A 13,013-nucleotide genomic window follows, 5' to 3' on the forward strand; every position below is an offset into this window, starting at 1 on the left:
CAGGGTTGTCTGCGAAAGCGAAGTCCCTTTCGTCTAGAGGCCCAGGACACCGCCCTTTCACGGCGGTAACAGGGGTTCGAATCCCCTAAGGGACGCCACCTGCTGGTAATGAGTGAAAGGCGTTACCGATTAATATCTCAAAACTGACTGTTAAGTCACGTTTGAGATATTTGCTCTTTAACAATCCGGAACAAGCTGAAAATTGAAACAGACATGCTGCTGCATTCTTCCGTAAACAGGGAATGCGCGGTGTGTCAGAGTCTCTCAAACTCGCAGCGCGAAGACTTCTTCGGGTTGTGAGGTTAAGCGAACAAGCGTACACGGTGGATGCCCTGGCAGTCAGAGGCGATGAAGGACGTGCTAATCTGCGAAAAGCGCCGGTAAGGTGATATGAACCGTTATAACCGGCGATGTCCGAATGGGGAAACCCAGTGTGACTCGTCACACTATCTCAGCATGAATACATAGTGCTGTGAGGCGAACCGGGGGAACTGAAACATCTAAGTACCCCGAGGAAAAGAAATCAACCGAGATTCCCCCAGTAGCGGCGAGCGAACGGGGAACAGCCCAGAGCCTGAATCAGCTTGTGTGTCAGTGGAACGGTCTGGAAAGGCCGGCGATACAGGGTGACAGCCCCGTACACGAAGGCACACAGGTTGTGAGCTCGATGAGTAGGGCGGGACACGTGATATCCTGTCTGAAGATGGGGGGACCATCCTCCAAGGCTAAATACTCCTGACTGACCGATAGTGAACCAGTACCGTGAGGGAAAGGCGAAAAGAACCCCGGCGAGGGGAGTGAAACAGAACCTGAAACCGTGTACGTACAAGCAGTGGGAGCCTTCGTAAGAGGGTGACTGCGTACCTTTTGTATAATGGGTCAGCGACTTATATTCTGTAGCAAGGTTAACCGTATAGGGGAGCCGAAGGGAAACCGAGTCTTAACCGGGCGTTAAGTTGCAGGGTATAGACCCGAAACCCGGTGATCTAGCCATGGGCAGGTTGAAGGTTGGGTAACACTAACTGGAGGACCGAACCGACTAATGTTGAAAAATTAGCGGATGACCTGTGGCTGGGGGTGAAAGGCCAATCAAACCGGGAGATAGCTGGTTCTCCCCGAAAGCTATTTAGGTAGCGCCTCGTGAACTCATCTTCGGGGGTAGAGCACTGTTTCGGCTAGGGGGCCATCCCGGCTTACCAACCCGATGCAAACTGCGAATACCGAAGAATGTTATCACGGGAGACACACGGCGGGTGCTAACGTCCGTCGTGAAGAGGGAAACAACCCAGACCGCCAGCTAAGGTCCCAAAGTCATGGTTAAGTGGGAAACGATGTGGGAAGGCCCAGACAGCCAGGATGTTGGCTTAGAAGCAGCCATCATTTAAAGAAAGCGTAATAGCTCACTGGTCGAGTCGGCCTGCGCGGAAGATGTAACGGGGCTAAACCATGCACCGAAGCTGCGGCAGCGACACTTATGTGTTGTTGGGTAGGGGAGCGTTCTGTAAGCCTGCGAAGGTGTGCTGTGAGGCATGCTGGAGGTATCAGAAGTGCGAATGCTGACATAAGTAACGATAAAGCGGGTGAAAAGCCCGCTCGCCGGAAGACCAAGGGTTCCTGTCCAACGTTAATCGGGGCAGGGTGAGTCGACCCCTAAGGCGAGGCCGAAAGGCGTAGTCGATGGGAAACAGGTTAATATTCCTGTACTTGGTGTTACTGCGAAGGGGGGACGGAGAAGGCTATGTTGGCCGGGCGACGGTTGTCCCGGTTTAAGCGTGTAGGTGTGATGACCAGGCAAATCCGGTTGTCTTTAACACTGAGGCGTGATGACGAGGCACTACGGTGCTGAAGCAATAAATGCCCTGCTTCCAGGAAAAGCCTCTAAGCATCAGGTAACACGAAATCGTACCCCAAACCGACACAGGTGGTCAGGTAGAGAATACCAAGGCGCTTGAGAGAACTCGGGTGAAGGAACTAGGCAAAATGGTGCCGTAACTTCGGGAGAAGGCACGCTGACATGTAGGTGAAGCCCCTGCGGGCGGAGCTGAAGTCAGTCGAAGATACCAGCTGGCTGCAACTGTTTATTAAAAACACAGCACTGTGCAAACACGAAAGTGGACGTATACGGTGTGACGCCTGCCCGGTGCCGGAAGGTTAATTGATGGGGTTATCGCAAGAGAAGCTCCTGATCGAAGCCCCGGTAAACGGCGGCCGTAACTATAACGGTCCTAAGGTAGCGAAATTCCTTGTCGGGTAAGTTCCGACCTGCACGAATGGCGTAATGATGGCCAGGCTGTCTCCACCCGAGACTCAGTGAAATTGAACTCGCTGTGAAGATGCAGTGTACCCGCGGCAAGACGGAAAGACCCCGTGAACCTTTACTACAGCTTGACACTGAACATTGAGCCTTGATGTGTAGGATAGGTGGGAGGCTTTGAAGCGTGGACGCCAGTCTGCGTGGAGCCAACCTTGAAATACCACCCTTTAATGTTTGATGTTCTAACCTGGCGCCATAATCTGGCGTGGGGACAGTGTCTGGTGGGTAGTTTGACTGGGGCGGTCTCCTCCCAAAGTGTAACGGAGGAGCACGAAGGTCAGCTAATCCTGGTCGGACATCAGGAGGTTAGTGCAATGGCATAAGCTGGCTTGACTGCGAGAGTGACGGCTCGAGCAGGTGCGAAAGCAGGTCATAGTGATCCGGTGGTTCTGTATGGAAGGGCCATCGCTCAACGGATAAAAGGTACTCCGGGGATAACAGGCTGATACCGCCCAAGAGTTCATATCGACGGCGGTGTTTGGCACCTCGATGTCGGCTCATCACATCCTGGGGCTGAAGTAGGTCCCAAGGGTATGGCTGTTCGCCATTTAAAGTGGTACGCGAGCTGGGTTTAGAACGTCGTGAGACAGTTCGGTCCCTATCTGCCGTGGGCGCTGGAGAATTGAGGGGGGCTGCTCCCAGTACGAGAGGACCGGAGTGGACGCATCACTGGTGTTCGGGTTGTCATGCCAATGGCACTGCCCGGTAGCTAAATGCGGAAGAGATAAGTGCTGAAAGCATCTAAGCACGAAACTTGCCCCGAGATGAGTTCTCCCTGAGACTTTAAGTCTCCTGAAGGAACGTTGAAGACGACGACGTTGATAGGCCGGGTGTGTAAGCGCAGCGATGCGTTGAGCTAACCGGTACTAATGAACCGTGAGGCTTAACCTTACAACGCCAAAGAAGTCTGGCGTGTTGAGAGAGATATTCAGCTTGTGACGGATAAACGTTCATGGCGGTACGCGGTGGACGGACAGAATTTGCCTGGCGGCTGTAGCGCGGTGGTCCCACCTGACCCCATGCCGAACTCAGAAGTGAAACGCCGTAGCGCCGATGGTAGTGTGGGGCCTCCCCATGCGAGAGTAGGGAACTGCCAGGCATCAAATAAAGAACCCCTCAGCCGTGCTGAGGGGTTTTTGCTTTTTGCGGCCCGGATTTTATTATCTGGCGCTTTTCTCGAATTGCCTTACTCTTCAGGCCCTTCCCCGCACCGACACCGTCGAACAGTATCATCCCTGTCCAGCCAGCCACCCGGCAATAAAGACCGCGATCTGTGCCGGATCGTTGAGATTCAGTACTGGTAAATCAATGCCTGACAACGGTATGTCGCTCGCGACCGCGATAACATGCCGATCTGGTTTTAGCTCTGCGGCCTCTCTTCCTGCCGCTTTTCGAAAAAGTATAATTTTCGCAATCGCGTCGTGTTTAAAGCCTTCGACCAGAATCACATCCAGCTGCGTGCTATCCATTCGGCTTGCCAGATAATAGAGATCGGGATCCTTCTCATCTGGCGTTTCGGTCATCAGTGCCCAGCGTTTCGTGCTGGCGACTAACGTTTGCGCAGCACCCGCTTTGCGAAGTTCATAACTGTCTTTGCCTGGCGTGTCTACATCCATATCATGATGCGTATGTTTAATCAGGCCCGGCCGGATGCCTCTTTCACGCAACAGCGGGATGAGCGTCTTCAGAAGCGTCGTTTTTCCCGTGCCGCTCCACGCCGCGATACCCAATAACGGAACCATTATTTCTCCTGCCAGCGTTCAAGGTCGGCCAGCGTATTTACGTTAGCAAAATCGTCTTTATTGGAAAACGTCACGGCATCACCGTTAATTTCACGCAGAAAAGCCATCACGCGCCGCTCATCACGCGCAAGATATGCTGCAAGCGGCGTTTTTACTGAATGGTGAATCAGCGCGATAGCGGGATGATCGCGCACGCCGTCGCTCACCCACACCGCAGGACGCGCTTCTTTAGCGGCCCACAGGCGCCGCGCCAGAATGGGCGGAATGTAAGGCGTGTCGCACGGGCAAAACAGATACCACTCGCTTTGAAGCTGCTGCATTACGGAGAGCATGCCCGCCAGCGGCCCCGGAAAATTCGGTAGCGTATCGGTGATAACCGGGTATCCGCTGGCGCCGTAAGCCTCCAGGTCCCGGTTAGCGCTTATTGCGACATGCTCCACCTGCGCGGCCAGACGCTCCGCCACATGTCGCCATAGCGGTTTGCCGTTCAGTAACATTAGCCCTTTATTTTGCCCACCCATTCGTGTCGCCCGGCCACCTGCCAGCACCACGCCGGTAATCGCGCTAAGCTTATCCAAGAATATCACCTCTTTTCATACGGTTTTGTCCCTGATAACGTGTCAGCCAGATAAAAGGAGCCCATCATGAAATGCAAACGTCTTAATGAAGTTATTGAGTTGCTTCATCCCGCCTGGGAAAAAGAACCGGATCTCAACCTGCTGGAATTTCTGCAAAAGCTGGCTGCCGAGTCTGGCTTCACCGGCGAACTGGCCGATCTTACCGATGATATTCTGATTTATCAGTTAAAAATGCGCGATGCCGATAAAGACGCCGTGATCCCTGGCATCCAGAAGGATTACGAAGATGATTTCAAAACGGCGTTGCTGCGTGCCCGCGGCGTGATTAAAGAGTAAAAGCTTGTAAGAGAAGCTCTCGCTCGCGCTGCGAAATGATATCCTGAAGCATTGCTTGTGTTTTCCGGATATCGGGATGACAGATAACGCTTTTACTTTCCAGACGCTTCAGCCAGATACCATTATGGATGCCCTGTTTGAACACGGCATTCGTGTGGATTCTGGCTTAACCGCGCTCAATAGCTTTGAAAACCGCGTTTATCTTTTTCAGGATGAAGATCGTAAACGTTTCGTCGTGAAATTTTACCGCCCGCACCGCTGGAGCCCTGACCAAATCCGTGAAGAGCATCATTTCGCGCTTGAGCTGGAAACCGACGAAGTGCCCGTGGCGGCGCCGCTGCGTCTTAATGGCGATACGCTGTTAACGCATGACGGCTTTATGTTTGCCGTTTTCCCGGGCCTCGGCGGCCGTCAGTATGAAACGGATAACCTCGATCATATGGAGTGGGTCGGGCGCTATCTGGGTCGTATCCATCAGACCGGCAAGCAGCGCCTCTTCTTACATCGCCCCACCATCGGCATCAACGAATACCTGCTGGAGCCGCGCGCGGCCTATGAGACAAGCACGCTAATCCCTGCCTCGCTTAAAGCCGCGTTTTTACAGGCGACTGATGCGCTTACGGCGGCCGTTACCGCGCGCTGGCAGCCCGGTTATGACGCGCTGCGCCTGCATGGCGACTGCCATCCGGGTAATATTCTCTGGCGCGACGGCCCACTCTTTGTCGATCTTGATGATGCCCGTAACGGCCCGGCCATTCAGGATCTCTGGATGCTACTGAACGGCGACGCCGCCGAGCAGCGTATGCAGATGGAAACTATCCTCGAAGCCTATGAAGAATTCACGTCCTTTAATATTAAAGAGCTGGAGCTGATAGAGCCGCTGCGCGCGATGCGCCAGGTCTACTATCTGGCCTGGCTTATCCGTCGCTGGGAAGATCCCGCGTTTCCGCGCAATTTCCCCTGGCTTGCTGAAGAAGATTTCTGGCGCCGTCAGACGGCGACCTTTAACGAGCAAATTCGGGCGCTCAATGCGCCTCCTCTACAATTAACGCCAATGTATTGATCAGTAATATTCAGGAGAGAGTAAATGATGAAGAAGATTTGGCTGGCGCTGGCCGGTATGGTGATGGCATTCAGCGTATCCGCTGCCGACTACACTGACGGTAAGCAATACAACACGCTGGAAAAACCGGTCGCTGGCGCGCCGCAGGTCATGGAGTTCTTTTCCTTCTACTGCCCGCACTGCTACCAGTTTGAAGAAGTGCTGCACGTTTCTGACAACGTGAAGAAAAAGCTGCCGGCAGGCACCAAAATGACCAAATACCACGTTGAATTCCTGGGCCCGCTGGGTAAAGACCTGACACAGGCGTGGGCTGTGGCGATGGCGATGGGCATCGAAGATAAAATCACGGCGCCGATGTTTGAAGCCGTACAGAAAACCCAGACCGTACAAACGCCAGCCGATATCCGTAAAGTCTTTATCGATGCGGGCGTGAAGCCGGAAGAATATGACGCGGCCTGGAACAGCTTTGTCGTGAAATCGCTGGTCGCCCAGCAGGAAAAAGCGGCGGCGGATGTCGGTCTGCAGGGAGTACCTGCCATGTACGTGAACGGCAAATACCAGCTGAACCCGCAGGGCATGGATACCAGCAATATGGACGTATTCGTTCAGCAATATGCGGATACCGTAAACTTCCTGCTCAGCAAGAAATAATCGGCACGCCTGGTAAAAGAAAAGCCGGTCAATGACCGGCTTTTTTGTGCGCCTGATACAGTGCGTCAAGCTCGGCATCTTTTTCGTTCCACAGCCCGTTCAGCCACTGCTGAAAATGCCGTTTAAAACTTTTATCGTTAACGTAATCACCATGCAGTGACGCATCCAGCGGTAATAAATGAATTCGCACCACAATACGCGTCAGCTTTCCGCTCAGCATGTCGTAAAACGGCGTGCGGTTATTTTCCGGATAGCAGAGCGTCACGTTTAACATTTTGTCGAATTGCTTTCCCAGCACATTCAGCGCCATGGCAATGCCTGCGGCTTTCGGCGCAAGCAAATGCATAAATGGCGAGCGCAGCTGTCGCTGTTTTTCTTCGGTAAAACGTGAGCCTTCAACGAAATTTACAATCGTGGTGGGGTTGTGCCGGAATTTCTCGCAAGAGCGACGTGTGGTTTCGACATCTTTACCGCGGCGTTCCGGATGGCGCAATAAATAGCTGCGGGAATAACGTCGCATAAAAGGCATATCCAGTGCCCAGCAGGCGAGGCCAATAAACGGCGCCCAGGCAAGTTGTTGTTTAAGAAAATATTTATTCATTGGAATATGCTTACGAAACAACACGCACAGCACCACAATATCGGCCCAGCTATGATGATTACTGATAAGCAAATACCAGCTCTTTTTATTCAGACCTTCCAGTCCTTCCACATCCCATTTGAGATGGGGATTCAGGTGCAGCAGTAACGCCAGCCCTTCGCACCAGCAATACATCATAAAATTACAGAAGCTGGAAATAGAGCGCCAGACGGCAGGAAAAGGCAGCAGCAGTTTAATTATTCCGGCAAGGATAATCGGTACGGAGCATAAAATGGTAACCACAATAGCCAGCACAACGCTCAACAGTAGCGTCGCCGCGGCGCGTAATCTCAACATCATAGTTTTCAGGCAGTCAGATAAAATGCCGGGGTCGGCAGAGGGCGCAGATTCTAACAGAAAACGTTCAGCCGTGATGTGGCTGAACGTAACGCGGAATGAATAACAGTGGGTTTTATGCGCTAAAAAAGCGAACCGGCAAACGCCATTTTTTATATCCACAATAAAACTTTTCCGCTAAAAAATAATTAGCAGCGACAGGAATTTTATAACTGTCTGATTTTTTAGATGATTTGTAGCGCTTCGCTACATTTTTATGTCGCGTTATTAATAGCTTAGGTTTTTGTGCACAAAGTTATCCACAGGGCGGGTTGCGAGCGATCGCGCGGATCGACAAAACTTTCTGGCCGATCGGCCCTTTGGGTTTCATGTTTTGCGCCAGGCTATGGCATCCTTTATCCATAACTTCATTATCAGGCACGGACATTATGGTTCAGATCCCAGAAAATCCCCTTATTCTCGTCGATGGCTCTTCTTATCTGTATCGGGCGTATCACGCGTTTCCGCCCCTGACTAACAGCGCGGGCGAGCCCACAGGCGCGATGTATGGCGTGCTGAATATGCTGCGCAGCCTGATACTGCAGTACCAGCCCACCCATGCTGCCGTGGTGTTTGACGCCAAAGGGAAAACCTTCCGTGACGAACTGTTCGAGCACTATAAATCCCATCGTCCGCCGATGCCCGACGATCTGCGCGCGCAGATTGAGCCGCTGCACGCGATGGTGAAAGCGATGGGGTTACCGCTGCTGGCGGTGTCCGGCGTGGAAGCGGACGACGTTATCGGTACGCTCGCAAAAGAAGCGGCGGCGGCGGGCCGCGCGGTGCTTATCAGTACCGGCGATAAAGATATGGCCCAGCTTGTGACGCCAGACGTCACGCTTATCAATACCATGACCAACACGGTACTGGGGCCGGAAGAAGTGTGTGCGAAATATGGCGTGCCGCCGGAGCTGATTATCGATTTCCTGGCGCTGATGGGCGACTCATCCGATAACATTCCGGGCGTGCCGGGCGTCGGCGAAAAAACCGCCCAGGCGCTGCTGCAGGGGCTCGGCGGTCTGGACGCGCTCTACGCGAACCCGGAGAAAATCGCGGAGCTTTCCTTCCGCGGCGCCAAAACCATGGCGGCGAAGCTTGAGCAGAACAAAGAGGTGGCATACCTCTCGTATCAGCTGGCGACCATTAAAACCGACGTGGAGCTGGAGCTGAGCCACGACCGCCTTGAAGTTCAGCAGCCGCTGGCCGATGAACTGCTTACCCTCTTCAGACAGTACGAATTCAAACGCTGGACGTCCGACCTGGAAGCCGGCAAATGGCTGCAGTCGCGAGGCAAACCCGCGGCGAAACCAACAGAAACCATTGTTGTTGAGGCGGAGCCGGAAGAAGAGGCCGTCGCGCTCTCTGCGGAGCGCTACGTCACTATCCTTGATGAAGAAACGCTGGTGGAGTGGATTGCACGCATCAGAAAAGCGCCGGTAGTGGCGGTTGATACCGAAACCGACAGCCTTGATAACCTGACAGCCAACCTGGTCGGCATTTCCTTTGCCACCGAGCCGGGCCTTGCGGCTTACATTCCGGTCGCGCATGACTATCTGGACGCGCCGGACCAGCTCGCCCGCGATCGCGTACTCGAATTACTAAAACCGCTGCTCGAAGATGAAAAGCTGGTGAAAGTGGGCCAGAATCTGAAGTTCGACCGCGGCATTTTGCAGAACTACGGCATTGAGCTGCGCGGTATCGTCTTCGACACGATGCTGGAATCCTACATGCTGGACAGCGTCTCTGGCCGCCACGATATGGACAGCCTCTCCAGCCGCTGGCTTAAGCACACCACCATCACGTTTGAGCAGATCGCAGGCAAGGGCAAAAATCAGCTCACGTTCAACCAGATAGATCTCGAACAGGCCGGACGCTATGCGGCGGAAGATGCGGACGTCACGCTCCAGCTGCACCTGAAAATGTGGCCGAAACTCCAGCAACACAAAGGCCCGCTGAATATCTTTGAACATATCGAAATGCCGCTGGTGCCGGTGCTGTCGCGTATTGAGCGTAATGGCGTAAAAATCGATCCGGCGGTGCTGCACGCGCATTCGCAGGAGATTGCCCATAAGCTTGCTGAACTTGAGCAAAAAGCCCATGAGATCGCCGGCGAGCCGTTTAATCTCTCCTCTACCAAACAGCTGCAAACCATTCTGTTTGAAAAACAGGGTATCAAGCCGATGAAGAAAACGCCGGGCGGCGCGCCGTCCACGTCAGAAGAGGTGCTGGAGGAGCTGGCGCTCGATTACCCCTTGCCGAAAGTCATTCTGCAATACCGCGGGCTCGCGAAGCTGAAATCGACCTACACCGACAAGCTACCGCAGATGATCAACCCGAAAACCGGCCGCGTGCATACCTCGTATCACCAGGCGGTCACCGCAACCGGGCGTCTCTCTTCTACCGACCCGAACCTGCAAAACATCCCGGTGCGTAACGATGAAGGCCGTCGCATTCGCCAGGCGTTTATCGCGCCGGAGGATTACGTGATTGTCTCTGCGGACTACTCGCAAATTGAGCTGCGCATTATGGCGCATCTGTCGCGCGACAAAGGGCTGCTTAGCGCTTTTGCCGAGGGCAAGGATATCCACCGCGCAACCGCGGCGGAAGTCTTTGGCCTGCCGCTGGACAGCGTCTCTAACGAGCAGCGCCGCAGCGCCAAGGCGATTAACTTTGGTCTCATCTACGGTATGAGCGCGTTCGGGCTGTCGCGCCAGCTGAATATCCCGCGTAAAGAGTCGCAGAAGTACATGGATCTCTACTTCGAGCGCTACCCCGGCGTGCTGGAGTATATGGAGCGCACCCGCAAGCAGGCGAAAGAGCAGGGCTATGTGGAAACGCTGGATGGACGTCGTCTCTATCTGCCGGATATCAACGCCAGCAATGCAGCAAGGCGCGCAGGCGCGGAACGCGCGGCGATTAACGCGCCGATGCAGGGCACCGCAGCGGATATCATCAAACGCGCCATGATTGCGGTCGACGGCTGGCTGCAGAAAGAGCAGCCGCGCGTGAAAATGATCATGCAGGTGCATGATGAACTGGTGTTTGAAGTGCATAAAGATGATGTCGAAGCGGTGTCGCAGAAAATCCATGAACTGATGGAAAACAGCATGAAACTGGACGTGCCGTTGCTGGTGGAAGTCGGTAGTGGCGAGAACTGGGATCAGGCGCATTAACCCCTGAACGGTGAGAACGCGCTTTTGTAACTTAGCAACATAACTAATAGATTTTTGTGATAATCATTAGAAATTGCTATGTAAAGAATGAAAAGAAATTACAAAAAGTGCTTTTTCCCGTCATAAAAAAAGGGTAAAGTTAGCGATGTAGGGTACAGAGGTAAGATGTTCTATCTTTCAGACCTTTTACTTCACGTAATCGGATTTGGCTGAATATTTTAGCCGCCCCAGTCAGAAATGACTGGGGCGTTTTTTATTGCGTCTAAAAAAGATTTCGAACAAAGACGCGCGAGCCAGGCCCGCGCCGGTGAAAGGTTATTCTTGCGCAGCGTTATCTTCGGTCATCGGCGGCAGGCCGTTAAACCAGCTGTCCAGCTTGTCGCGCAGTTTATCCACGCCCATCTTCTTAAGTGAAGAAAACACCTCTACCTGCACGTCGCCGTTAAAGGCGGTGACCGCTTCACGTACCAGATTCAGCTGCGCTTTACGCGCGCCGCTCGCCAGCTTATCGGCTTTGGTCAGCAGCACCAGAACGGGAATATCGCTGTCCACAGCCCATTCGATCATCTGCTGGTCGAGATCTTTTAGCGGGTGACGGATATCCATCAGCACCACCAGACCTTTCAGGCACAGGCGTTTTTCCAGGTACTCCCCCAGCGCGCGCTGCCATTTGCGCTTCATCTCTTCCGGCACTTCGGCATAGCCGTAGCCGGGCAGGTCTACCAGGCGCTTGCCGTCGGCCACTTCGAACAGGTTGATAAGCTGCGTGCGTCCCGGCGTTTTACTGGTACGCGCCAGGCTTTTCTGATTGGTGAGCGTATTCAGCGCGCTCGATTTCCCGGCGTTGGAGCGGCCAGCGAAAGCCACTTCGATGCCAGTGTCGGCGGGAAGATGGCGAATATCCGGCGCGCTGGTTACAAAGTGCGTCTGTTGATAGTTCAACTGAGTCAAAACGGTCGTCTCCGTCAGGATAAGCTTAAGCAATAGCCGCGATTATACCTGAACAGGGCTAAAAGGCTGTTGTTCTCTCCGCTGGCTTACAAAATGCCCGGGAGTTGTGTAAGAGATTCGCCCGTTCTGCGTTGAGATTTTGGCTGCCTGAAAAAGCGACCCTTAAGTTTTACTTAAGTAAAAACAGTGGGTTAACCTTGCAGAAATGTCCGAAAATAGACATTTGAGGCCGTTAACGGCTTGAGCCCACCGTTCATGCTGGTAAAGTAAGCCTCACGGACAACGGAGTGTCGCAACGGATAATAACTCAGGATGAGGGGTCTGGAGCGTCAGGGTGACGAAGCACACAGCATACCAGGACGGTAAACGTCGGAGACGTTAACAGGGATAAGGAAATACGACACGGAGCGTTGTCGGCTGAAGGAAAAACAGGGTTGGTTGTAAGCGCACCAGGACGGTGGATACCGGTGACCGGTTAAAAAGTCAGGAAAAAAGGCGACAGGTTTACCTGTCGCCTTTTTTCTTTACTTGCTTTCTGCTAGATTCCGCCGCAATTCTATACTGTTTAAAACGGCCCAAGACGATAAATCATGAAGCAACCCTCATCCTCTGTGCGTGGCAAAGGCCCCGCTAAAGCTCGCCGTAAAACGCGTGAAGAATTAAATCAGGAAGCGCGCGACCGTAAGCGCGATAAAAAGCACCGCGGGCATGCGCCGGGCAGCCGCGCGACGGGCGCCAGCGCGTCCGGAAAATCCTCCAGTCAGTCAAAACAGCACGATCCGCGCATTGGCAGCAAAAAACCGATTCCGCTTGGCGTCAGCGACGCTCAGGACACCAGGCCTCAGAAGCACCAACAACCTAAAAGTGAGAAACCTATGTTGTCACCGCAGGAAGAGCTGGACATGCTGGAGAATGATGAGCGCCTGGACGCGCTGCTGGAGCGCCTGGAAGGCGGCGAAACCCTGAGCGCCGAGGATCAGGCCTGGGTCGATTCCCGTCTCGATCGTATTGATGAACTGATGCAGCAGCTCGGCCTCTCTTACGACGATGACGAAGAAGAGGAAGAGCAGCAGGAAGATATGATGCGTCTGCTCAAGGGCGGTAACTAACCCTTCCGATGGGCCCAACCGTCCTGCTTATACTCCTTCCGATAGTATGTTATCTGGTGTGGTTATTCGTTAAACTACACCGGCTGTCGCGGCGCCAGAAGTGGCTGCGCAGCCGGCTTA

The 13,013-nt window shown here is 53.6% G+C and carries 10 protein-coding genes, 1 tRNA gene and 2 rRNA genes; 9 read left to right on the top strand and 4 right to left on the bottom strand.

The genetic code is table 11. The features are described 5' to 3' along the window. The first annotated feature begins 22 nt into the window (after window positions 1-22). The 3 genes from AFK63_RS18615 (at window position 23) to rrf (ending at window position 3,413) form a co-directional block, all read left to right on the top strand. A tRNA-Glu gene (locus AFK63_RS18615) sits at window positions 23-98 on the top strand. Between the two features lie 202 nt (window positions 99-300). Continuing rightward, window positions 301-3,205: ribosomal RNA gene (locus AFK63_RS18620) — 23S ribosomal RNA — on the top strand. A 92-nt stretch (window positions 3,206-3,297) separates the two neighbouring features. After that, window positions 3,298-3,413 (top strand): 5S ribosomal RNA (rrf, locus tag AFK63_RS18625). A gap of 130 nt (window positions 3,414-3,543) precedes the next feature. Here rrf and mobB read toward each other — a convergent pair. Together mobB and mobA are read right to left on the bottom strand one after the other, a co-directional pair. Beyond that, entirely contained in the window at window positions 3,544-4,056 is a 513-nt protein-coding gene (gene mobB, locus AFK63_RS18630; protein WP_038866456.1) for a molybdopterin-guanine dinucleotide biosynthesis protein MobB, read from the bottom strand. Continuing rightward, a complete protein-coding gene (mobA, locus tag AFK63_RS18635) occupies window positions 4,056-4,634 on the bottom strand; it encodes a molybdenum cofactor guanylyltransferase MobA (protein WP_038866465.1) in 579 nt (192 codons plus the stop codon). Before mobA ends, mobB begins: the two co-directional genes overlap by 1 nt. Window positions 4,635-4,700: 66 nt before the next feature. Between mobA and AFK63_RS18640 the strand changes: the two genes are divergently transcribed. The 3 genes from AFK63_RS18640 to dsbA all read left to right on the top strand — a co-directional run bounded on the left by AFK63_RS18640 (window position 4,701) and on the right by dsbA (window position 6,684). Beyond that, the gene (locus AFK63_RS18640) at window positions 4,701-4,970 is read left to right on the top strand and encodes a YihD family protein (RefSeq protein WP_038866469.1); all 270 of its coding nucleotides are present in this window, start codon (window positions 4,701-4,703) and stop codon (window positions 4,968-4,970) included. Window positions 4,971-5,046: 76 nt separating this feature from the next. Further along, window positions 5,047-6,033, top strand: a complete 987-nt coding sequence (locus tag AFK63_RS18645) for a serine/threonine protein kinase (RefSeq protein ID WP_038866470.1) — start codon at window positions 5,047-5,049, stop codon at window positions 6,031-6,033. 27 nt (window positions 6,034-6,060) lie between these two features. Beyond that, on the top strand, window positions 6,061-6,684 hold the full coding sequence (dsbA, locus tag AFK63_RS18650; RefSeq protein ID WP_038866786.1) for a thiol:disulfide interchange protein DsbA: 624 nt from the start codon (window positions 6,061-6,063) through the stop codon (window positions 6,682-6,684). A 28-nt stretch (window positions 6,685-6,712) separates the two neighbouring features. Here the strand turns inward: dsbA and AFK63_RS18655 are convergent, their stop codons facing one another. Then, window positions 6,713-7,621 carry an acyltransferase gene (locus AFK63_RS18655; RefSeq protein ID WP_038866793.1) on the bottom strand — a complete coding sequence of 303 codons (909 nt, stop codon included), beginning with the start codon at window positions 7,619-7,621 and terminating at the stop codon, window positions 6,713-6,715. Between the two features lie 428 nt (window positions 7,622-8,049). Here AFK63_RS18655 and polA point away from each other — a divergent pair, with 428 nt between their 5' ends. Then, window positions 8,050-10,833 carry a DNA polymerase I gene (polA, locus tag AFK63_RS18660; protein WP_038866472.1) on the top strand — a complete coding sequence of 928 codons (2,784 nt, stop codon included), beginning with the start codon at window positions 8,050-8,052 and terminating at the stop codon, window positions 10,831-10,833. A 165-nt stretch (window positions 10,834-10,998) separates the two neighbouring features. Beyond that, entirely contained in the window at window positions 10,999-11,046 is a 48-nt protein-coding gene (locus AFK63_RS21875; RefSeq protein WP_071892919.1) for a spot 42 RNA, inhibition of DNA synthesis, read from the top strand. A 102-nt stretch (window positions 11,047-11,148) separates the two neighbouring features. Here the strand turns inward: AFK63_RS21875 and yihA are convergent, their stop codons facing one another. After that, on the bottom strand, window positions 11,149-11,784 hold the full coding sequence (gene yihA / locus AFK63_RS18665; RefSeq protein WP_038866795.1) for a ribosome biogenesis GTP-binding protein YihA/YsxC: 636 nt from the start codon (window positions 11,782-11,784) through the stop codon (window positions 11,149-11,151). Window positions 11,785-12,374: 590 nt separating this feature from the next. Here yihA and yihI point away from each other — a divergent pair. Beyond that, on the top strand, window positions 12,375-12,893 hold the full coding sequence (gene yihI, locus AFK63_RS18670; RefSeq protein ID WP_038866474.1) for a Der GTPase-activating protein YihI: 519 nt from the start codon (window positions 12,375-12,377) through the stop codon (window positions 12,891-12,893). The last annotated feature ends 120 nt before the right edge of the window (window positions 12,894-13,013 follow it).

The sequence above is a fragment of the Cronobacter muytjensii ATCC 51329 genome (genome assembly GCF_001277195.1).
Taxonomy (GTDB): domain Bacteria; phylum Pseudomonadota; class Gammaproteobacteria; order Enterobacterales; family Enterobacteriaceae; genus Cronobacter; species Cronobacter muytjensii.